The organism is Methanolobus chelungpuianus, from assembly GCF_024500045.1.
Taxonomy (GTDB): Archaea; Halobacteriota; Methanosarcinia; order Methanosarcinales; family Methanosarcinaceae; genus Methanolobus; species Methanolobus chelungpuianus.
The window spans coordinates 126,339-148,403 of sequence record NZ_JTEO01000004.1; the positions used below are offsets into that span (position 1 = coordinate 126,339).

General features: G+C 52.7%; 20 protein-coding genes. 12 read left to right on the top strand and 8 right to left on the bottom strand.

What is annotated here, in order from left to right; all coding sequences use genetic code 11:
* The first annotated feature begins 21 nt into the window (after nucleotides 1-21).
* From PV02_RS05045 to PV02_RS05065, 5 genes are all read left to right on the top strand, one after another.
* Complete coding sequence (locus tag PV02_RS05045) at nucleotides 22-831, top strand: ATP-binding cassette domain-containing protein (RefSeq protein ID WP_256622299.1); 810 nt, start codon at nucleotides 22-24, stop codon at nucleotides 829-831.
* On the top strand, nucleotides 822-1,661 hold the full coding sequence (locus tag PV02_RS05050; protein ID WP_256622300.1) for an ATP-binding cassette domain-containing protein: 840 nt from the start codon (nucleotides 822-824) through the stop codon (nucleotides 1,659-1,661). The genes PV02_RS05045 and PV02_RS05050 overlap by 10 nt, the downstream gene beginning before the upstream one ends.
* A complete protein-coding gene (locus PV02_RS05055) occupies nucleotides 1,658-2,425 on the top strand; it encodes an energy-coupling factor transporter transmembrane component T family protein (protein ID WP_256622301.1) in 768 nt (255 codons plus the stop codon). The genes PV02_RS05050 and PV02_RS05055 overlap by 4 nt, the downstream gene beginning before the upstream one ends.
* A gap of 76 nt (nucleotides 2,426-2,501) precedes the next feature.
* Nucleotides 2,502-2,858 (top strand): ArsR/SmtB family transcription factor, encoded by a 357-nt coding sequence (locus PV02_RS05060; RefSeq protein WP_256622302.1) that lies wholly within the window; start codon nucleotides 2,502-2,504, stop codon nucleotides 2,856-2,858.
* 2 nt (nucleotides 2,859-2,860) lie between these two features.
* Nucleotides 2,861-3,982, top strand: coding sequence for an SO_0444 family Cu/Zn efflux transporter (locus PV02_RS05065; protein WP_256622303.1), 1,122 nt, complete (start codon nucleotides 2,861-2,863; stop codon nucleotides 3,980-3,982).
* Nucleotides 3,983-3,994: 12 nt separating this feature from the next.
* On the opposite strand, the gene PV02_RS05070 is transcribed toward PV02_RS05065, so the two are convergent.
* The 3 genes from PV02_RS05070 to PV02_RS05080 are packed head-to-tail and all read right to left on the bottom strand — an operon-like array spanning nucleotide 3,995 to nucleotide 5,172.
* Nucleotides 3,995-4,534: a TOBE domain-containing protein gene (locus PV02_RS05070; protein ID WP_256622304.1), complete on the bottom strand. Its 540-nt coding sequence runs from the start codon at nucleotides 4,532-4,534 to the stop codon at nucleotides 3,995-3,997.
* 24 nt (nucleotides 4,535-4,558) lie between these two features.
* Complete coding sequence (locus PV02_RS05075) at nucleotides 4,559-4,765, bottom strand: helix-turn-helix transcriptional regulator (protein WP_256622305.1); 207 nt, start codon at nucleotides 4,763-4,765, stop codon at nucleotides 4,559-4,561.
* Nucleotides 4,766-4,776: 11 nt separating this feature from the next.
* Nucleotides 4,777-5,172, bottom strand: a complete 396-nt coding sequence (locus tag PV02_RS05080) for a hypothetical protein (protein ID WP_256622306.1) — start codon at nucleotides 5,170-5,172, stop codon at nucleotides 4,777-4,779.
* 308 nt (nucleotides 5,173-5,480) lie between these two features.
* On the opposite strand from PV02_RS05080, the gene PV02_RS05085 reads away from it, so the two are divergent.
* Entirely contained in the window at nucleotides 5,481-9,689 is a 4,209-nt protein-coding gene (locus PV02_RS05085; RefSeq protein WP_256622307.1) for an alpha-2-macroglobulin family protein, read from the top strand.
* A gap of 47 nt (nucleotides 9,690-9,736) precedes the next feature.
* Here PV02_RS05085 and PV02_RS05090 read toward each other — a convergent pair whose 3' ends face one another.
* From PV02_RS05090 to PV02_RS05105, 4 genes are read right to left on the bottom strand one after another with little or no spacing between them, the layout of a single operon-like run.
* On the bottom strand, nucleotides 9,737-10,135 hold the full coding sequence (locus PV02_RS05090) for a putative zinc-binding protein (protein WP_256622308.1): 399 nt from the start codon (nucleotides 10,133-10,135) through the stop codon (nucleotides 9,737-9,739).
* 15 nt (nucleotides 10,136-10,150) lie between these two features.
* Entirely contained in the window at nucleotides 10,151-10,384 is a 234-nt protein-coding gene (locus PV02_RS05095; protein WP_256622309.1) for a thioredoxin family protein, read from the bottom strand.
* A gap of 37 nt (nucleotides 10,385-10,421) precedes the next feature.
* Nucleotides 10,422-11,111: a metallophosphoesterase family protein gene (locus PV02_RS05100; RefSeq protein ID WP_256622310.1), complete on the bottom strand. Its 690-nt coding sequence runs from the start codon at nucleotides 11,109-11,111 to the stop codon at nucleotides 10,422-10,424.
* Nucleotides 11,112-11,138: 27 nt separating this feature from the next.
* Nucleotides 11,139-12,179, bottom strand: coding sequence for a permease (locus PV02_RS05105; RefSeq protein ID WP_256622311.1), 1,041 nt, complete (start codon nucleotides 12,177-12,179; stop codon nucleotides 11,139-11,141).
* A gap of 174 nt (nucleotides 12,180-12,353) precedes the next feature.
* On the opposite strand from PV02_RS05105, the gene PV02_RS05110 reads away from it, so the two are divergent.
* The 3 genes from PV02_RS05110 to mutS all read left to right on the top strand — a co-directional run bounded on the left by PV02_RS05110 (nucleotide 12,354) and on the right by mutS (nucleotide 17,109).
* Nucleotides 12,354-13,208 (top strand): universal stress protein, encoded by an 855-nt coding sequence (locus PV02_RS05110; protein ID WP_256622312.1) that lies wholly within the window; start codon nucleotides 12,354-12,356, stop codon nucleotides 13,206-13,208.
* A gap of 5 nt (nucleotides 13,209-13,213) precedes the next feature.
* Nucleotides 13,214-14,341, top strand: coding sequence for an ACR3 family arsenite efflux transporter (gene arsB, locus PV02_RS05115; protein ID WP_305891135.1), 1,128 nt, complete (start codon nucleotides 13,214-13,216; stop codon nucleotides 14,339-14,341).
* A gap of 107 nt (nucleotides 14,342-14,448) precedes the next feature.
* The gene (mutS, locus tag PV02_RS05120) at nucleotides 14,449-17,109 is read left to right on the top strand and encodes a DNA mismatch repair protein MutS (RefSeq protein WP_256623055.1); all 2,661 of its coding nucleotides are present in this window, start codon (nucleotides 14,449-14,451) and stop codon (nucleotides 17,107-17,109) included.
* A gap of 40 nt (nucleotides 17,110-17,149) precedes the next feature.
* Here mutS and PV02_RS05125 read toward each other — a convergent pair whose 3' ends face one another.
* Nucleotides 17,150-18,334 (bottom strand): multidrug effflux MFS transporter, encoded by a 1,185-nt coding sequence (locus PV02_RS05125; RefSeq protein ID WP_256622313.1) that lies wholly within the window; start codon nucleotides 18,332-18,334, stop codon nucleotides 17,150-17,152.
* A gap of 143 nt (nucleotides 18,335-18,477) precedes the next feature.
* On the opposite strand from PV02_RS05125, the gene mutL reads away from it, so the two are divergent.
* Genes mutL through PV02_RS05140 form a run of 3 tightly spaced genes read left to right on the top strand, consistent with a single transcriptional unit; the run spans nucleotide 18,478 to nucleotide 22,050 of the window.
* Nucleotides 18,478-20,412 (top strand): DNA mismatch repair endonuclease MutL, encoded by a 1,935-nt coding sequence (gene mutL / locus PV02_RS05130; RefSeq protein ID WP_256622314.1) that lies wholly within the window; start codon nucleotides 18,478-18,480, stop codon nucleotides 20,410-20,412.
* A gap of 43 nt (nucleotides 20,413-20,455) precedes the next feature.
* Nucleotides 20,456-21,472: a cobalt-precorrin-5B (C(1))-methyltransferase gene (locus tag PV02_RS05135; RefSeq protein ID WP_256622315.1), complete on the top strand. Its 1,017-nt coding sequence runs from the start codon at nucleotides 20,456-20,458 to the stop codon at nucleotides 21,470-21,472.
* On the top strand, nucleotides 21,469-22,050 hold the full coding sequence (locus PV02_RS05140) for a cobalt-precorrin-7 (C(5))-methyltransferase (protein WP_256622316.1): 582 nt from the start codon (nucleotides 21,469-21,471) through the stop codon (nucleotides 22,048-22,050). The genes PV02_RS05135 and PV02_RS05140 overlap by 4 nt, the downstream gene beginning before the upstream one ends.
* Nucleotides 22,051-22,065 lie beyond the last annotated feature (15 nt).

Genomic DNA, 22,065 nt, shown 5'->3' on the forward strand with positions numbered 1-22,065 from the left:
GAACAACACTGTGCCCGGACGATGAGCATGATAGATATCCGCGAACTGCGTCACACTTATCCCGACGGGACCCCGGCACTGGACTCAGTGAGCCTGCAGATTGGTAAAGATGAGTTCATTGTAATTGCAGGGAGGAACGGTAGCGGTAAATCCTCCCTCATCCGGCACATGAACGCTTTGCTCCTTCCCTCGGATGGCTCCGTACATGTGAACGGCCTGTGCACTGCGCAGAAGGAACACCACCCTGCCATCCGCAAGGCCGTGGGTATGGTCTTTCAGGATCCCGATTCGCAGTTTGTCGGCATGACCGTGGAGGAGGACATCGCTTTTGGCCCGGAGAACCTGGGCCTTCCTTCTTCAAGGATAAAAGAGCTTGTGGAGCACTCTATGGAAACCATGGGGATCTGCGAACTCAGGTTCCATTCTCCCCGTTCCCTCAGTGGCGGCCAGAAACAGAAGCTTGCTATTGCAGGGGTACTTGCAATGGAACCCCAGTGTATCGTGTTGGATGAGATCACTTCCATGCTCGATCATCTTTCAAGGCAGGAGGTGCTTGATGCTATCAGGCGCATCCGTGAGCAAGGCACTGCTGTTGTTTATGTCACTCACCGGCTCGGGGAGGCTGCGGATGCGGATCGCCTCATCATCATGGATTCAGGAAGGATTGTGGCTGACGCATCTCCCCGCGATGTTTTCAGAAAGCACGATATCGAAAGATATGGGGTTGAGATGCCGCCTGTGGCAGCGCTCTCAAAAATGCTTGCCGACGCAGGATTTAATATAGGGCTTGCCCTTACGAAGGATGAGCTGCTGGAGGATCTGTGTCCATAGTGGTCCGGGATGTGACTTTCCGTTACAACCCCGGCACTTCTCTGGAAAGGACCGCCCTTGAGGATGTCAGTCTCTCCATCGGCAGGGACGAGCTCGTGCTCATAGGTGGTGCCATCGGCTCAGGTAAATCCACACTCATACGGCATTTCAACGGTCTGCTCAGGCCCTGCTCGGGACAGGTGACCGTAGATGGCATGCAAGCCTCTGAAAAGAAAGTGAGGTCCAGGGTAGGTATGCTTTTCCAGTTTCCCCGGCAGCAGCTCTTCGGGCGTACCGTTTTTGAGGAGCTGGCCTTCGGTCCGAAAAACTTCGGTCTCCGGGGTCCTGAGATTGAGAAGCAGGTGCATTACGCACTGGAACTTCTTGGCCTTGGTCGGGACATATTGTCCACATCGCCCTTAAGACTGAGCGGAGGCCAGAAGAGGCTGGTTGCCATGGCAGGCATCCTGGCATGCAGGCCGGACTATCTGGTGCTGGATGAACCTCTATCAGGGCTGGATGCAGAGAATAAGGGCTTGCTCATTTCCGCGCTCAGGCTTCTCAATTCAGATGGCGTGACGATCATTGTGGTATCTCATCGTGTATCGGACATGCTGTCCCTTGCAGACCGTGTATACTGGCTTGATCGGGGAAGGCTCGTGTTCAGCGGTACTCCTGCAGAGTATGCCGGGCATGAATCTCTTCCTCTTCCTGAGATCACATGCCTCATGAAGGAACTGCGCACCAGGGGATTTGATGTAAGGTGCGATATCTTCGACACAGATGAGGCCTTCCGGGAAATATCCCGCGTGCTGGGATCGAAGAGGGTCAAGGGGGCAGCCGAGGAATGAGCGCCCTTCTGTTCAGATATGTTCCGGGCGACTCCTTTCTTCACCTGCTTGACCCGAGGGTGAAGATAACTGCAATGCTGGTGGCAAGCATCAGCATCTTCATGTCCTCCACTTTCAGGGAGATGGCCGCCATATCGCTGGTATTCTCTCTAATACTCCTGATCTCCTCCGTTTCTCCCCGGATCGTGCTTGGATCCCTCAGGCCCATGCTGGTGTTCCTGTTCCTGATATTCATTCTTCAGCTCTTCCTTACCGGAGGTGATTCCCTGTTCTCCCTGATGGGGCTGGACGCCACCTACCAGGGACTGGTAAAAGGGTCGCTGCTTGTCCTGCGTTTCATTCTACTGCTTATGTTCGCCTCACTTCTCACAGCCACAACAAGTCCTTCCATGATGACGGCGGGGATAGAACGGATGCTTCGCCCCCTGCCTTCAAGGAAGTTCGGCATCTCTTCCTTTGACCTTGCGACCATGATGTTCCTTTCCCTCCACTTCGTGCCTCTTCTTCACGAAAATTTTAGCAAGCTCCGTGATTCACAGCTCTCCCGCGGCCTGGATGCAAAGAAGAATCCTGCGCTGGCCCTCTATTCCTTATCTGTTCCCATGGTCAGGGCCGCCTTTGGCTCTGCAGAGGATGTGGCCGTTGCCATGGAAAGCCGCTGCTATCAGGGTGATCACCGCAGCTCCCTTCATGAACCGCAGCTCCGGAAAAAGGACCTATTGTCATTGTTATCCTTTGCCGCTGTCATGCTTTTAATGATATGAGTTAGTAAGATTGATCGGCTGATCTCTCTGGCCTCATGCAATATCCATAAATATATGCACATATGTTCATATGTTTATGACAGACGATCCAGGGCATGTATGTGCCGATCAAGAATCAATATCACTTCTCTCGCAAAACATTCCTTCGGAGGATGAGCTTTGCAGGATATGCAATATCTTCGGCGCACTGCAGTCAGAGACCAGGCTGAAGATACTTTTCCTGCTTTCCGGGGGTGGCCTGTGTGTCAAGGAGCTTGAGGGGGCGCTTGACATTTCCCAGCCTGCCATCTCTCACAGCCTGCGCACCCTGCGCCAGCTTGACCTAGTGCGCGTGAAAAAGGAAGGCAGGTTCGCAGTCTACCATATTGCCGATGAGCACGTGCATACCTTCATTGATGTGTGCCGGAAACACGTTTCTGAGTGTGAGTGGTGAAAATGGATACGCTGTTTTCGATACTGGCGGGAATCGCCATGGAATCCTGGCGTCTCTTTGTAGAGATGGCTCCTTACCTCTTCCTGGGATTTGTGATAGCTGGCCTTCTGCACGTGTACATCCCGGAGAAACAGATCATGAAGTATCTGGGCAGTTCGGCAGGAAAGATCAGGTCGGCACTGCATGCATCCTTGCTTGGCATTCCAATCCCTCTCTGCTCCTGTGGTGTGGTGCCCACTGCCCTGTCACTCCAGAAAAGAGGTGCTACAAAGGGTGCCACATTGTCATTCCTGATATCGACCCCTGAAACAGGCGTGGACTCAGTAGCGATAACCTATGCCCTGCTTGACCCCATAATGACCGTGTTCCGCCCGCTGGCAGCTTTCGTAACAGCTCTTTCCGCAGGGATAGCGGAGAATTTCCTCAATCCTGAAAAGCTTCCGGCAGCCGGGAACAAGGCCGCTGAGAACACGGCTTCCGGAAAAAAGAACGTACTTATGCTCCAGCCGATGACTGCATGCAGCGATTCTTCCTGTTCATGCCAGGCTCCTGCTGCCAGGGATACTGGCTCCCCGGGAGCGGGCCGGCTCAGGGAGGGCGTAAGATATGCCTTTGTCGAGCTCCTTGGAGACATTTCCAGGTGGCTTGTGTTGGGCATAGTCCTTGCCGGCGTGATCTCCTATGCAGTCCCGTATGAGCTTGTGAGCTCTTACCTGGGGGGCGGCGTCACTTCCATGCTTTTCATGCTTGTGGTGGGTATTCCCCTCTATATCTGTGCAACTGCGTCCACACCGCTGGCAGCAGCCCTCATAGCAAAGGGAATGAGTCCGGGAACAGCATTCGTCTTCCTTCTTGCCGGGCCTGCAACAAATGCCGCCACGCTTACCATGGTGACAAGGTTCCTCGGTAAAAGAAGCGCTGCTCTCTATCTCGGAATGATAGCCTTCTGTTCGCTGGGCTTTGGCCTGCTGCTGGACATGATCTATTTCAGGCTCGGGATAGAGGCGAGTTCAGTTGTTGGCAGTGCAAGTGAGATACTACCTGAGCCATTGAAGCTGGTGTTTGCACTGGCGCTGATCCCGTTCATTGCTCGCGGTATCTCCAAAAAACAGTGCAAGCAGTAATTTACACTATTACTACCTTGCCTTTTTACCCAGGAGAACCTCGGTGGACTTGACTATCGCGAAGACCTCGTCCCCTGGCCTGATATCAAGCCTTTCCACGGCCTCGCTGGTGATAATGGACGTCAGGAGCGAGGGCTCTATTTCAAGGGTTATCTTTGAGATAAGGCCTTCACTTTCCACCATGGTCACTTTGCCCGGTATCCTGTTCCGTGCGGATATCTTCAGTCCTATGTTCTCCCATGAGCCCTCGTCCTTCATGGTATCCTCGATGAAGTCCCTGTTGTGCTCGTATTCGCGGATAAGCTGACGGCCTTCTTCTGTGAGAAAGGTTCCCTGGTCCTTTCCTCCCCTCACGGTCGTCACCACATCTTTCCCCAGCCTCTCGCTCATGGTGTTAAGCACGTTCCACGCATGTTTGTAGGAAATATCCAGCCTCTCGCAGGCTTTCCTGAGGGAGCGCTCCTCATCGATTGCCTTCAGGAGGGCCACTTTTCCTGCTCCGATGACCGGTTTCCCTTCCGAGGCCAGCCAGACCTTTGTTTTAGTCTCCATGTGTTCCTGTCCTGTACTGCTTTCTTATGCGAGGTCTTCTTCCTCGAATATAAATAACTCGTCTATGCTGGTCTGCAGGCACCTTGCAACCTTGTATGCGAGTTTAAGCGAGGGGTTGTACTTACCTTTTTCCAGGAATCCAATGGTCTCCCTCCTGACTCCCACGCGGCTGGCAAGGTCTTCCTGGGTCATGTCGTACCTTGCCCTGAGTTCCTTGATCCTGGTCTTCATAACGACCTCACTTACTCCACATCACCCTTCCTGAACAGGTACCACTGGAAACCCTTTGCAGTGACTGCCATTACAAGGATCAGTAATCCAAGCACCTGGTCCACTGTCAGCTGCAGGATACCAAAGTAGTTTACCCAGAACAGTACGGCAACCACGACAAGTGTGACGAACCATGAGTAGGAGAGTCCGTAAGAGCCGATCCTGACAGTTCTTTCATCCTTCAGCGGTCCGCTCCTGTAGCGCCTGGCTCTGATAAAGGTCACGAATATTATCACTGAGCCTGCATTTATCAGGCCGATGGACATTTCCTGATAGTTCTCCAGGAAAGCCATCAGTGCCACTCCTGCCATGATCAGGACGGCAGCTACGGAGTACATAGTTTTTGTGTATTTTTCCAGCTTGCCCATTTTATCTTTTCCGATATTATTCTAGCATTATAAGGTAAATGTACATCTTAATATTAGCTTTATATATCTTAAAGTTAACTAAATCTAACATATGGTCCCTTTTTATTTGTACTTGTGCCCGCTAAAGGGGAGATGTTATCAAGACACCTGAAAGCAGGCATACCGTGACCCATAGCTGCAGGAATGCGCCGTCATCCATAACTTCAAACATCGTTGAAGTTTAAGCAAAGTATATACGGACCTGCCTCATACACCTTAATCAACGAAATTTTAATAACTGTTATTACAGGCACAGGTAGTGGTGAAAAATGAAACTTGCATCAGTCAAAGCAGGGTCATGCATCATATGCATGCTTATCCTCTTTTCCCTTCTCTCAGGGTGCATCGGTAACAAAACTGAACTCTCTTCCAACCTTGCCGGTCCGTGTACCGGCCAGCTTGCAGGCGCAGGTGATGAGTTTCTCATACTTGCTCCCAAGGTGCTTTTCTCGGGAGGCGAGAGTTCTGTAACGATGGCGGCCTTTGATAAGGGAGAGCCGGTGAGTCGTTGTATAGAGTATACTCTTGTGGATGAGAATAACACTGAGATTCCGCTTATAAGCGCATCCACCACAGGTGCAGGCAACTCCGTAGCTTCCTTTGAAGTGCCTGATGTGAAGGAAGGGCGCTATGTGCTCACCGCAAGGCCGGCAGGCTATGAGCGCAATTTCACGGCCACCGTGGAAGTGGTAAGGAACAACCCTCTTTTTATCGAAACTGATAAGCCCATCTACAAACCCGGCCAGACCATCCATGGCAGGATACTTTCCCTCAACAACAACCTGGTGCCCGTGGAACAGGACATGCTTGTGGAGATAACGGATTCAAAAGGCATCAAGGTGTTCAAGGAAGAGATGAACTCCAACGAATACGGCGTTGCCTCCTTCGACCTGCCCCTGGCCTCGGAGCTTAACTTGGGCACATGGAAGATAAAGGCAACAGCCGGGGATTCAGTTTCCAATGTGGACGTCCAGGTGGCTAAGTATGTGCTTCCCAAATTCGATGTAACCTTAAGCACGCCGCAGGACTGGTTCCTTGTGTCGGACAAGATAACAGGCACAGTTTCATCTTCGTATTTCTTCGGCAAGGATGTGGACGGGGAGGTGCTCGTGGAAGCCTCCCGCTATGTAGGCGAATGGGAGCAGTATGCCACCTACAATGCAAAGCTCAGGAACGGCTCCGCTGATTTCGAGCTTCCTGCCGTGGGATATGCTGCAGGCACCTACGGTGCGGGTGGACAGGCAAGCCTTATGCTCAATGTCACAGTAACGGATACGGGCAACCACAGCGAGACCAGTAACAAGCTGCTGACAATTGCCGAGTCGCCTCTGTTACTCCAGATTATTCCCGAATCCAGTTATATCAAGCCCGGAATGCCGCTCCAGGTGCTTGTGGTGGCCAAGGACCCCGGAGGAAAGCCTGTGGACACTCAGGTAACTGTTGATACGGCATTCACGGACGAATCATATCAGGATAACAGGGACCAGCAAACCGTGTCCACAAAGAACGGTGTTGCTCTCATTACATATGATGTGCCTGAGTCAGCCATGCAGTGCTCCATCACGGCAAGCGCCGATAGTGCATATGCATACAAGGGGCTGAATGCTGTATATTCACCAAGCGCAAGTTTCATCCATATAACCCAGCTCACAGAAGGAATTCCGGAGGTGGGAGACACCGTATCCTTCAGAGTATATTCCACCAATCGGGGAACAGTATTCTACGATGTGTTTGCCAATGGCAGAACCGTGTATTCGGGTACAAGCAAGACACAGGATATCAACATCCCCGTCACAATGCAAATGAGCCCGCAGGCAAAGGTCGTGGCATACATGATCAATCCCAACAGCGAGGTTTCAGTGGACGTGCTGCCCTTTGACGTGCAGTTCTCCTCGCAGGTGGAGCTTTCCAGTTCCTTTGACAGTGAGTCCGTGGGACCGGGAGATAATGTGACAGTTGACTTCGATGCAGGCAGCAGGTCCATGATAGGCTTCTCCATCGTTGACGAGTCCGTGTACTCCCTGAGCGAGGGCCGGCTGAACCTGAAACAGGTGTTCGACGAACTTGAGAAACGCTTCATGGAGCCCCAGGCAGAATCGCATCCCTCATGGTACCGCGAGGGTGCCTATGAGATGCTGGAAAGCACCGGCGTGACCGTAATGGCCTCCCCAGGCATCAATGTCCCGAGATCGCAGGCCCGGGGCTGGGAGGCTGACGGTTTTGCAGGCGGTTTTGATGACATGGTAAAAGGCGTTGAGAATGAGATACCGGTAGATGCCCCTGCCATGGAAGCGCCTATGGAAACCGTCACAGACTCTCATGAAGCGGGCTCAGGCGCTTCCCTTGCCGAGGTGCAGAAGGTGCGCCAGTTCTTCCCCGAGAAGTGGATATGGATGCCTGATATGCTCACAGATGGGCAGGGGCGTGCCAGCCTTGAACTGGCGGCGCCTGACAGTATCACTACCTGGAGGCTGCATGCCGTGTCCTCGGGTCCTGAAGGTATCGGCATCTCCGAGGCCCGGCTGAGGGTGTTCCAGGACTTCTTCATCGACCCGGACCTGCCGTACTCTGTCATCAGGGGTGAGGAATTCCCTGTGCAGGTACAGGTATACAATTACCTTGACCGTGAGCAGAATGTGATGCTTACTCTGTCGGACGCCGACTGGTTCGATATCGTAGGCCGGGATGTGGAGGAAGTCATAGTGGATGTCAACAGCGTCGGCTATGCAAGTTTCACCATCCGGCCCACATCTGTAGGCAGGAAGGTCATAGAGATAAAGGGCCAGACCACAGAGAAGGCCGATGCTGTCAGGAAAGAGCTGATCGTTGAACCCGAAGGTGTCACCAGGGAGCTTGTGGACAATGGCGTCCTGAAGAACGGGTCCGTGATAATGGACGCCACACTTCCTCAAGGAATCGTTTCTGATTCCGGGAAAGTGCTTGTGAGCTTCAGCCCGAGCATAGTGGCCCAGACCATCAACGGTGTCGATGACCTGCTGGGGATGCCCTATGGATGCGGCGAGCAGAACATGATGCTTTTCTCAACTGATGTGGAGGTGCTGCGCTATCTTGAGGCTTCGGGACAGGATAACCCGCAGGTCAAGGCCAAGGCGGAAACGTACATAGTCACCGGTTACCAGCGCCAGCTCACATATCGGCACAGTGACGGCTCCTTCTCGGCTTTCGGTGAGAGCGACCCGGAGGGCAGCCTGTGGCTGACGGCATTCGTGCTTTCACAGTTCAGCGGTGCAAGGGACCTTACAACCATAGATGAGGGTATCCTTGCAGACTCTGCTTCCTGGATAGAGTCCCGTCAGCAGGCTGATGGCTCCTGGGAGCCCGTGGGCTTTGTGATACACCAGGATATGATGGGCGGTGTCAGCGGCACCTATGCCCTGACTGCCTATGTGACCCTGGCCCTTGACGAATACGGCTCCGCCAATCCGGTAGTGATGGCCGGTGCCCGCAAGTACCTTGAGGACAACCTTGCATCCCAGAAGGACCCCTATGCCCTTGCCATCGGCACTCTGGCCCTCCAGAAACTTGAGAGCCCGTTTGCCGATAAAGCCCTGAATGACCTGCTCGCACTTGCAAAGCAGGATGACAGCGGCACATACTGGGGCTATGGGGAGGGCAACGTGCCCATGCCGTACGAACACCGCGGCTACGATTTCATGGTGCCGTCAAGCAAGAATGTCGAAACCACTGCATATGCAACCCTCGCGCTTATCGAAGCAAAGAACCCTGCAGCCAGCTCTTCATTGAAATGGATAGCGGCGCAGCGCAATTCTAACGGAGGCTTCTCCAGCACTCAGGATACTGTCATGGCCTTCAGGGCGCTTATGAGCGCAGCTGCCTCAGCCGGCAGGGATGTGGATGCAACCGTGACGGTATATGCAGACAACCTGACAGTCAGGTCCATAGAAGTGAATTCCCGCAATTTCGATGTGGTGCAGATAGTGGAGATTCCGCAGAACGCAGCGCAGGCCAGGCTCGAGCTTGAGGGTGCAGGCGAGGTAAGTTACCAGCTCGTAAGGCGTTTCAATGTGATAGTGCCTGAGCTCACCCCGCAGCAGGAGATAGAGCTTGAAGTGGATTATGATTCCACCAATGTAGCGGTGAACGATATTGTGAATGTGCAGACCCGCGTGAAGTACAACGGCCTGCGAGGCATCGGCGGCAGGGTTACATCCAGCGGAATGATGATAGTGGATATTGCAGTGCCCACGGGCTTCACTCCTGTCACATCAAGCCTCACGGCCCTGAAGGACGAAGGCGTGATAACCCGCTATGAGGTCGCAGGCCGCAAGGTGATACTCTACATCGACGACATGCAGCCGGGAGAGGAAATAAATTTCAGCATTCAGATGAAGGCGCTGTTCCCGGTGAAGGCCATCGGGCAGGAGAGCAGGGCGTATTCGTACTATAACCCACAGGTGAGTGCCGAGGCAAATGGTACGGATGTGACCGTGGAATAAAATAGCGATAAGAAAGTGAATGAAGGGGATATCCTCTTCATGTACTTTCAGTTTCCCAGAGCACTTCCCACTCTGGCCATCACAGCGCTTACTTCATTTTCCTGAAGGTCCAGATCCTTGTTCTTCTGCATGCCAAGTTCTGTCAGGACTACATGCTTGTTGACTGTGAATCCTGCAAGTTCCAGTGACTTTCTTGCACATGTCAGGGCGCAGCCGTCGATAGCTATTATCTCGTCGGTTCCTTCGGTGCTTTTCATGATGCCCGGAATCCTGGCTCCAATTCCCGCCGTGCACATCATCCTGCCTTTGCCCTGTTTTGTAAGCTCGACAGCTATTTTATTTGCCATCTGTCCTACATTGCAGGCCCCGGCACATGCATACAGGCCGGTGACTGTCGCTTCGCATGCACATTTTGCGGCTGTTGCCATCTTTAGTTCATCTGCCATTTTATCTTCTCTGTTCTACTCTGTAATCCATTCCTTAACTTTCTCGGCCGTTGGAACTTTTCCTGCGATCTTCACATCACCATCAACAACAACGGCCGGCGTGATCATCACTCCATAGGAAAGGATCCTGTCCATATCCTCTACTTTGACCACCTGCGCAGCGACACCAAGCTCGGCAACTGCCTGCTCGACTATTTCCTTTGTCTTCTTGCACTTTGCACAGCCTGTACCAAGAATTTCTATTTTCATTTTATCACCTTTTGATTCCTTGAATTACAATACGAACTCAATTTCCTCTTTCCAGTATCGAGATCAATTCATCTGCATGGGGCATGTTCTTCCTGATCCTGTCCCGGGCAGTCTCCATATCGTACCCCACCCGGATAATCTCCGCCTGCATGGTTTCTGTATCAAATACAGCGCAACTTGCTCGGGTATCTCCGTCCCTGGGCTGACCCACAGACCCGGGATTAACCAGGGTCACATCCCCTACCTTCCTCACAAAGGGCGTATGTGAGTGGCCGACAAAAATGAAGTCGGCGTCCAATCCTTTTATGTATCCTCTGATAAGTTCTTCAGGGGTATCCGGTCTTATGTAATCATAGAAGGACAGGGGGCTGCCGTGGGTAAAATACAGTTTAACTCCTTTTTCCATCCGTGTCAGGCTGAAGGGGAGCTTTCTGAGGAACTCCAGCTGCCTGTCGCTCAGGACTTTCCATGTGTATTCCCTTGTCGATTGGGAAAGGTGCTTGTACCGGTAGCCACAGCCGCAGTCCATCCTGAACGCAACGGCATTGTCGTGGTTACCCATGACCATTGGTATGCCCTGCCTTTCCAGCAGGTCGATACATTCCCCGGGTGAGGCTCCGTAGTCCACGATATCCCCGAGACAGATCACTTCGTCGTGCCGTACCTCCATTACAGCATTAAGAGCTTCCATGTTCCCGTGGATGTCTGAGATCACCAGTAACTTCATTCCTTCACCATTCCTCTATCTTTCCCGTTACAATATATAATAGCCGAACAGAATTCCGGATATCATCGCAGCTAGGACCACGAGGGCAATATAGGAGAGTCCTTTCCTCACTCCCATAATGTGGCTGATGACTATCATATTAGGCAGGCTCAGTGCCGGGCCGGCTAGCAACATTGCGAGCGCGGGCCCTCTTCCCATGCCAAGCACTGTAAGCGCATTAATGATGGGAACTTCCGTCAGTGTGGAGAAATACATCAGCGCCGCAGCAACGGAAGCTATGAAGTAGGACATAAGACCATCACCGCCCACGTACCTGACCACAATGTTTGCAGGGAGCAGTTCCACAATAATGCCTGCAAAGAAAACGCCCACCAGCAGAAGGGGAGTTATCATCTTGACAAGGAACCAGGTCTCTTCCATCCAGCTCTTTCTCTCCTCTGCAGAGTACCACTTGAAAGAGAAGTATACTGTCAACGCTATCAGGGGTATTTCCACCAGGGCCAGATAGGTCCACGACCTTATTATTTCAGGAACCACAAGTATGGCCAGCAGCAGCAGGAAGAGATAGACCGTATGGGAGTGCTTGTCACCGCCGAATGTCTTGATCCCTTTATGCACCTCACTCTTCCTTTCATATATCAGGGCCATTATCAATCCTATAATTATAGACAGCAGTATGGCGGCCACAGCCCTGGCTGCACCGAGGTCGTAGCCCAGGATCTTTGCAGTGTAGACTATTGCCAGGATATTGATGGCCGGCGCGGAGAACAGAAAGGTGGTGGCTGGGCCGATACCTGCTCCTCTTTTGAAGATGCCTGCGAACAGAGGAAGTACTGTGCAGCTGCATACTGCAAGAAGACAGCCGGACACGGCTGCAACTGTGTATGATATGTACTTGGGTGTATTCGCTCCGAAGTACTTGAGCACTGATTCCTTTGAGAAAAGGGATGCAATGGCTCCGGCAAGGAAGAATGCGGGAATCAGGCAGAGCAGTACGTGCAGGGCCAGGTATTCCTGGACGGACTGCAGGCCTGCATTAAACAGATGCATCAGGTAGTCTTGGGTCATGTATTTCAAATATATTTGAAACATACTATTTAAGGATTTCCATTTCAAATTTAGTTGAAATCGTTTATATATGATAAGATCCAACCTATATTATGGGGTTTCAGGGATTCCAGGCCTTAAGACCTCAGAAACGTGTTCAAATGGAGTGGCATATCGGAACTGACGGAGGCCCAGATGATAGAAACTGTACTTGTGCCAGTCGATTTTACGATCGAGAGTGAAGAGCTTCTTGCCTGTGTAGGGGAATTCAAAAATGCCGGGCTTAAGAAGGTGATATTACTGCATGTGGTGGACATCTATCAGGCCCAGGGACTGGCCCCGATGTTCGAGGAGAATGCAAGAAAGAGGATCGCTGAGTACAGCCAACTGCTTGATGAGATTGGTGTGGATGCAAGCACGCTCGTTATCCACGGCGATGTTAAGAAGACCATCGTACGGGTCGCAGATGAGGAGAATGTGGACTGTATAGTTATGGGTGCGACCACTTCAGGCCCGGTAAGAGGTCGTCTCATAGGAAGGACGACAGAATACATATCCCGTGGATCGGGAAAGATAGTGCTTATTGAGAAGTATGATACTCTCATGGGGGGCGGGACAGAGACCTATGTGAAAGCCTGCTCCACTAAGTTCTCGAAGGTTCTGCTTCCGGTCGATCTTTCAGGGCATTCGGAGAAGATACTGCGGGAGATCGGATGCCTGAAGGATATTATTGGTGAGCTGGTATTCTTACATGTGATCGAAGACGGGAACGAGGCAGCCGGACTTGAAAGTGAGAGGCAGCGCATCCTGGGCCGGCTCGCAGGAATGGGACGCAGGTTTGAAAGTGAGATCAAGGTCAGTCATTATGTGAGCAGCGGAAGGCCTGCCGAGGAGATAGGCACTCTTGCAGAACAGCTGGGCATCACTCTTATTGCAATCACAACTCATGGAATGGGGTCATTAAAGGACATACTGCTGGGAAGTACTGCGGAAAGCCTGCTGCGCAGGACGAGGAAGCCAATACTGCTGGTTCCGGCAGGGAAGGAGTGATAGGTATGGAAGAAGGACGGAAAAAAACAAAGGAAAAGGAAGCAAGTAGAGAAATAAAAAACGAAATCGAAAATGGAAGGGAAGAAGAAAGGGAGCTTGACTTTTTCAGTAAGTACCTGTCCATATGGGTTGCAGTCTGTATAGTACTGGGCACTGCAATAGGGTACCTGTTCCCGGGATTTGCGCAGTCCCTGAGCAGAATAGAAGTGGCTAATGTCTCCATTCCGGTGGCGCTCGTGCTGCTGGTGATGATGTATCCGATCATGCTGAAGATCAATTTTGAAGAGGTACTGAATGTCAAGAGGAATTCCAGGCCCCTTACACTTACGGTCATTGTTAACTGGGTCATCAAGCCCTTTACAATGGCCTTCATTGCCTGGCTGTTCATGAGCGTTATCTTCGCAGACCTCATACCGCCGATGCTCCAGGAAGAGTACATTGCAGGCATGATCCTGCTCGGTCTTGCCCCGTGTACTGCCATGGTGCTTGTGTGGACCTACCTTGCCAGGGGCAACATCAATTATGCGCTGGTGCAGGTTTCTGTGAACGATCTCATCATCCTCGTGCTGTTCGCCCCCCTGGGAGCACTGCTTGTGGGAGTGACCACGGACTTCCCGGTGCCTGTAATGACAGTCTTCTTCTCGGTGCTGTTCTATGTGGCAATACCCCTGTCCCTTGCGGTCATCACACGGCATGCGGCCATAAGAAGTAAAGGCGTTTCCTGGCTTGAGAACAGCCTCATCAGGAAGATAGAATGGGTGACCCCGGCGGGCCTGCTCGTAACGCTTGTCCTGATCTTCATCTTCCAGGGTGATAAGATAATCAATTACCCGCTGCACATCCTGCTCATAGCCATACCCCTGGTGCTGCAGACCTATTTCATATTCTTTATCGGGTACATGGGAGCCAGGAAACTCCGGATTCCCTATCAGGAAGCTGCCCCTTCCACATTCATCGGTGCCAGCAACTTCTTTGAGCTTGCTGTGGCAGTCGCCCTTATATTGTTCGGTATCGATTCGGGAGCCACGCTGGCAACCGTGGTAGGCGTGCTGGTGGAAGTGCCGGTGATGCTGCATCTGGTGAGCATCATGAAGAAAAACAGGGCCAAGTTCCGGTTTGGAACAATGGCATGACATTTTTCATGCAGTTCAAAGTATCCAAAGTATCGCACCTGCTTCCAATGAAAACACAAAAATACTAACAGCCAGATAATTTGGGAAACAAAGCATTTCCACAGATTATCATGAATCAGATGACACCTGCCATGCAGCAGTATTATTCGGCCAAGGAGGAGTATGCAGATGCTCTCATATTTTTCAGGATGGGGGATTTCTACGAATCCTTTGGCGAAGACGCAAAGACCATTGCCAGGGAACTGGAGATCACATTAACCACAAGGGGAAGGGGTAAGGACGGAAAGGAAATGCCGCTTGCGGGCATTCCTTACCATGCAATTGACAACTACCTGCCCCGGCTCATTAAGAAGGGTTATAAGGTCGCCATATGCGAACAGCTCGAGGACCCTAAAACAGCCAAAGGGGTCGTGAAAAGGGGTGTCGTGCGTGTTGTCACGCCGGGTACTGCCATGGACCCATCCATGTTCCCGGATGCTTCGAACAACTATCTCATGGCGCTCTATGGGGAGGGGAAGGATTTCGGGCTCGCGTTTCTGGATATCTCCACGGGCGAGTTCCTGACAACGCAGCTTGCGGACAGTTCTCCATACGACAGGATAGCAAGCGAGGCTGCGCGTATGGGCCCCTCCGAGTGTATCATGCCACCTTCCATGCTTGCAGATGAGAAGCTGGTGGAACGGATAAGGGAACTGAAGATCATTATCCATGAATACGGGGAGGATGCCTTCGGGCAGGAATGCGCGGATAAGCTGCTGAAGGAACATTTCCATGTGTCCACACTTGAGGGCATGGGATGCAGCGGGCTACCCTTTGCAGTATGTGCCGCAGGTGCAGCCCTGCAGTATGCTGTTGACACGCAGATGCGGGAGCTATCGCAGGTGCAGCAGCTCAAGACTTATTTTGACTCGGAGTTCATGGTGCTGGATGCCATCACCCTGCGCAACCTGGAGATAGTGAAGAACGTTAGGGGTGAGGGTAATGATTCCACCCTGCTGGGCGTGCTGGATGACACCAAGACACCCATGGGCGGAAGGCTTTTGCAGAAGTGGCTGCTCAAGCCTCTCGTATCTGTTGATGATATCAACCAGCGGCTGGATGCGGTCTCACAGCTCCTGGGCAGCACTCTTGTGAGGTTCGATCTCAGGTCCCACCTGTCCTATGTGAAGGACATGGAGAGACTGGTGGGAAGGGTCCTGTATGGCAATTCCAATGCAAGGGACCTGGTGGCACTCAGAAGGTCGCTGGAGGCCGTGCCACAGGTAACCGAGTCCATGGAAGGATACGGGAAGTCCGGGCTGCTGGCGGATATCGTCTCACAGCTCTTTTCTTTCAGGGAGCTGGAGGAGCTCACGGGCCTGATAGGCAGGGCGATAGTGGATGAACCTCCTGTAAGTGTCAGGGATGGCGGGATGATAAAGTCCGGCTATAATGATAGGCTGGACGAGCTAAGAGGCATGTCAAAGAGCGGCAAGCACTGGATAGCCGAGTTCCAGCAGAAGGAACGCGACAGGACCGGCATCAGGTCGCTGAAGGTGGGCTACAATAAGGTGTTCGGCTATTACCTGGAGGTCACCAAGGCCAATATATCCCAGGTACCGGACGATTACATCCGCAAGCAGACCATGACCAATGCGGAAAGGTTCTACACTCCGCAGCTCAAGGAGCGCGAGAGCGATATCCTCTCCGCTGACGAGAAGATGGTGGCCCTGGAGTATGAGATATTGTGCGAGATCAATACGGTTGTGGCCTCCCATGCAAAACAGCTGCAGGATATTGCTGCAACCCTTGGAATGCTGGATGTGCTTGCCAACTTCGCCGAAGTGGCGGCTAATAACAATTACATAAGGCCCGGGATCACCAGCGATTGCAAGCTGCTTATCAGGGACGGGAGGCATCCGGTGGTCGAGAGCGCGGTCCCGGGTGGTTTCGTACCCAATGATGCGGACATGGACTGCCAGAACAATCAGTTCATGCTTATAACAGGACCCAACATGGCAGGTAAGTCCACATACATGCGCCAGATCGCGATGATAGTCATCATGGCGCAGGCAGGGTCCTTTGTGCCTGCCTCACATGCGTCCATCGGCATAGTGGACAGGGTGTTCACCAGGGTCGGGGCTTTTGATGACCTTGCCAGCGGGCAGAGCACATTCATGGTGGAGATGGTGGAGCTTGCCAACATCCTGAACAATGCAACCCCAAGAAGCCTTGTACTGCTGGATGAGATTGGAAGGGGCACCAGCACCTATGATGGATATAGCATAGCAAAGGCAGTGGTGGAGTATATCCACAACAAGGGACGCGTTGGCGTGAGATCGCTCTTCGCTACCCACTACCACCAGCTCACCGAGCTTGCAGGCGGCCTGAAACGGGTGAAGAACTTTCACATCGCAGTAAAAGAAGAAGGTGACGATCTGGTCTTCCTGAGGAAGATCGTGCCCGGTGCCACGGACAAAAGCTATGGCATCCATGTGGCAAGGATAGCAGGAGTACCCTTGAGCGTTACCAAGAGAGCTCGTGAGATCCTTGAAGATATAGAGAACGAGAGCGCCATCAGTATGAACGATACCAGGGCCGGCAGGAAGCACCGCAATAATGCCAAGTACACCCAGCTCATACTCTTCGACCAGGCTGCCTCAGCAGAGGAAAGCAAACCGCATCCAGTTCTGGAGCAACTAAGGGAACTGGATGTCAACTCATTGACACCCCTTGAGGCGCTCAACAAGCTCAGCCAGATGAAGAGCAGGCTGGAACAAAAAGGATGAGTGGCGGAGTGCCGCCCTCATTTGTACTCTCTTGCTGCTTTTATGAGCGGATGTGGACAATATTCTTTCTTTGCAGTATCATCCACGCAACCAGCACAAGGGCGCCGCAGCTCAGGGCGATAGCGCCCAATATCCGTATCCGGTCCGTCCAGTCCTGGGACACCAGCCACATGCCCACTGCCCCCAGTGTGAAATAGGTGAATATCAGTAAAGATGATGCTGAGCCTGCGTCCTTGCGCACCTGCTCAAGAACGAGGTGATTGCTGGGCGGGCGGCTGATGCCGATGGAATAGGTTATTATCGCCATGGGGATGGCAAAGCTCCATGGGCCGCGCTGGCCGATCGTAAGGATCAGTGCTGCTCCCAGCACAATCCCTGCAAATCCGGCTGTTATCATGTATCGTGAGTCTGTCCTTCCTGTGAGTTTCAGGCATGACATCGACCCTGCCATGAGTGCCAGGGCGTTGAAGGCGAAGAAGTAACTGAAGTTCTGCTCGCTCAGGCCAAATCCGTTGATGTACAGGGCAGAGGAACCGGCAATGAAGCTGTATAGCGGCAGGAGGCTCACGGACATCACCAGGACCATGATGACGTAGTTCCTGTTAAGCAGGAGCTTTCCGTATGAATGCATTACCCTTGAGAGAGGTGTTTCGGATGCTTCCTTCAGGGTCTCCGGTGTCCTCAGGACACCCATAAGGCCTATCACTCCCATCATTCCCTGGGCAAAGAATATCCAGTGCCATGAGAGGTATGCAAGTATCCAGCCTCCCAGGATTGGGGCAAACATGGGGGCCAGCGCCATGATTATGGCTATATAGGCAAGTATCCTCTCCCTTTCCTTGCCCGAGAAGATGTCCTTGGTCATTGCCATTGACAAGGATGCACTGGCTGCAGCTCCTGCTGCCTGAAGTATACGGAATGCAATGAGCGTTGCCGCGCTGTTTGCCACTGCACAGAGCATGCTGGCCAGGATGTATAGCGAGATGCCGGCTATCAGGGGCCTGCGTCGCCCGTACCTGTCCGATATGGGGCCGTAGAACAGCAGGAAAAAAGCATAGGTTACGAAAAAGGCAATGAGGATGAGATTGACCACTGAGAGGGACTTGTCCCATATCACTGCAAGGGAAGGGATGGCTGGCAGGATCATGTCCGTGGAAAAGGCAGGGAAGGCTGTCAAAAGTGCCAGCAGCGGTACTATGTTCTTTAGTTCGGCGGGTTTGTGCATCCTTAAGCCTTCTGATTTGATGTTGCTTCTAAAAACATGAACAGATATAACGTTTGTGTATAGTGGGCAATTGCATGACCTGCCGGCAAGGAAAAGTATGTGTATTCCCTGATACTTCTTAGGAATAGGTCAGGAAGAGGTACATGACTGAGCAAATTACAGGACCGGAACACGTGAGAAAGGAGGGAAAGATTACGGCCGACAAGGATTATGATCTGCAGGGTTCCAGGATACATGTACTGGACGAGTCCACGATAAACAAGATAGCTGCAGGAGAAGTCATCGAGCGTCCGGCATCCGTGGTCAAGGAGCTCATCGATAATTCCATTGACGCTAACGCCACCGATATTCGAGTGGAAATAAAGGGGTCTGGCACGAAAAGCATACTTGTTGTTGACAACGGTTCCGGGATGAGCCACCAGGATGCTTCGCTGGCCTTCACGAAACATGCAACAAGCAAGATAAGCAGCATAGAGGACCTTGACCGTGTGCTCACCCTGGGTTTCAGGGGTGAGGCGCTTGCATCCATAGCCTCGGTCTGCAGGGTCGAGCTTACGACCAGACAGGAAAACGATATTTCCGGAACCCGGGTGGTCGTAGATAGCAGCGGCATCAAGAGCATATCTCCGGCAGGCTCGGCTGTGGGAACCTCCATAGTCGTGAACGACCTCTTTTACAGTACTCCGGCACGGAAAAAGTACCTTAAGAGCCTGCGCACCGAACTTGCCAATATCACTGATGTGGTCACCAGGCACGCAGTAGCCCATCCCGGGATATCCTTCACCCTGGTGAGCGACGGCAAGGTCATCATTAGATCCCCAAGCTCAGGCGAGCTCTTTGACAGCATAGTTCACCTGTATGGCGCAGACGTTGCCCGTTCACTGGTACCTGTGGAATTCAGGTCCGAGTTTGTGTCCATATCCGGTTACATATCCAAGCCTGAGCTGACCAGGAGCGGAACTGACCTCCAGGCTTTCTTTATCAATGGCAGGAGCATCTATTCCAGGGTGATAGCCAATGCTGTGAGACTGGGATACTACACTCTCCTTCCTAAGGGGCGCTACCCCGCAGCCTTCCTGAAACTCGAAATCGATCCCTTCCATGTTGATGTGAATGTACATCCGACAAAAAGGGAAGTACGCCTGAGCCATGAGAAGGAAATAGAATCCGCCATTACCACCGCAGTGGAACAGGCACTCAGTACTGCTGATCTCATTCCTGAGCTCAGGATCACAAAGGAGAGCACTGTCCAGTCAAGGATACATGAGCCTGAGGCCCGCCCTCCTGAAAACGATGGAAGCGGAACTGCTCCCGCGGATCCTCTTTTCCGTGAGGGCAGGCAGGACTATCAGGAGAAGTACCGGCAGGAGTCTCTCCCTCAGCAGCCTTCGGTGGTCAGAGAGGAAAGCCAGTCTTATCGCTACCCTATGAAAGATACCGAGAAACGGCTCATGAGAAGTGAGAGGCTCCAGGTAAAGCACGCGCCTCCTGTAAAGAAAAACGAGGCTTTTCCGGATGTGAAGGTGCTGGGCCAGTTCGCGGACCTGTACATACTCACTGAAAGCGAGGGGAAGCTTGTGCTGGTGGACCAGCATGCTGCCCATGAGCGTATCATGTACGAGCAGGTGCTTAAGATGCGGGACATGGGCTGGCAGGAACTTATCACGCCAGTGACCCTTGAGCTCAGTACAAAAGAAATGGCCATTATAGAGGACTACGTACCCTTCCTGGAACAGATAGGCTTCTCCATATCGGAATTCGGTCCGGGTGCTTATGTTGTCACCACGGTGCCAAGTATCTTTGGCAGGCTGGAGGAGCCGGGAATCGTTCACGATATTATTTCCGACCTGGTATCAGGAGGAAGGATCAGGGAGGATACCGAGGTGTATGACCGCCTGTGCAGCACCATGGCCTGCCGTGCGGCGATAAAGGCGGGTGCGGTATGCACTCCGGAGCAGATGCAGGGACTGCTGAGACAGTTGATGCTATGTGAGAACCCCTACACATGTCCTCATGGACGGCCTACCATGGTCTCCTTCACAAAGGAGGAGCTGGGTAAGATGTTTGGCAGGACATGATTTGTCGGTAAATTTTAAAAGTATGAACTACAATTGACCTGAGATGATCGACCCGGTAAACAAATCCAAAATACCAGATGAATGGCTTGAACGCTCGCAGATGCCCCGCAAGGAGCTTGAAGAAGGCATACGGAGCGGAATGCTGGTTGTACTTAGCAATGGCTCGGTGTTGAGGAGAGGTTTCACTACCGGGACAACGGCTGCACTTGCCGCAAAGGCTGCGGTGCTCTCTCTCGGAGGAGATGTGACCCGTGTATCGGTTCCCACACCGGTGGGACTGCGCGCCGAGCTTGATGTGAAGGCGGGCAAAGGGCATGCTGTTGCAGTCAAGATAAATAACGATCATGAGTCCGACATCACCCGGGGACTTGAGTTCGCTGCCGATGCCAGGGAGGCTGACGGCATTATAGTGAATGCGGGTCAGGGTGTCGGTATTGTCACCCGCAGCGGTCTTGAATCAAAAAAAGGACAGCCTGCCATCAATCCGCGCCCCATGGAGCAGATAAGGGCGGCTATCGAGGAAGCTGTGGAAGAGCTGAATCTGAGGGGCGCTGAAGTCACCATATATCTGCCCCGGGGGAAGGAGATCTCGAAGGAGACCCTCAACAGCCGTATAGGGATCATTGACGGCATATCTATTCTCGGCACCACGGGTTTCGTTGAGCCCTGGAACGACCATCTTGGAGAGATGAAGGGAGACCTGATAAGGGAATCCGACAAGGTGGTGCTCACCACAGGCAGGATCGGTATCAGGTACTCCACTATGCTCTTCCCCGAGCACACAGTGGTGCTTGCCGGAAGCCGTATCGATGAGGCTCTTGAGGCAGCGCACGGGGATATTGTGATATGCGGCCTGCCGGGCCTTGTCCTGAAATGGGGTGACCCGGACATGCTCAAGGACAGCGGGTTTGCCACCGTGGTGGAGATGCTTGAACTTGACCCCGGCAACGAGCGGCTTAAAAAGGCCTTTGAGGGAGCGATCGAAAAAGGCAAGGGTGCGCGCATTGTCGTTGTCGACCGTGACGGCACCGTGCTCATGGACAGTGGGGACGGTATATGATCATAGTAGGCGTGGGCGTCGGCCCGAAAATGCTGACCCGGGAGGCCATTGAGGCTATCAGTGCAGCTCCGGTGATCTACGGCTCGGAGCGGGCCATAGAGCTTGCCAGGGACCACATTAAGTGCGAGGCCCACCCGATCAAGAGTTTCAAGAACCTGCATCTGCTGCCCGCGGATGCTGTTGTGCTGTCCACAGGGGACCCTATGTTCTCAGGTCTCGGGAAGTTTGCAGGCGAGCATGACAGGGTTATCACGGGCGTTTCTTCCATACAGGCAGCATGTGCACGCTTCCATGTGGAAATGTCAAACCTGGCTATGATAACGGCCCACGGCAGGGACCCCGCCCCGGCAAGAGAGGCTCTTATACGCGAGCTCTCCATGGGGAAGAACATCTTCCTTCTCCCCGCCGACAATTTCGGGCCGGCCGAGGTCGCGGGCATCCTGAAGGAAATGGGCATTGATGCCAGGATATGCATCTACGAGAATATCGGTTATTCTGATGAGAGGGCTGCGACGGGCACTCTAAGCGAACCTCCTCTGAACGAGTCTGATGTGTACTGTCTGATGGTCGTCAGATAATATCAAGTAAACTTT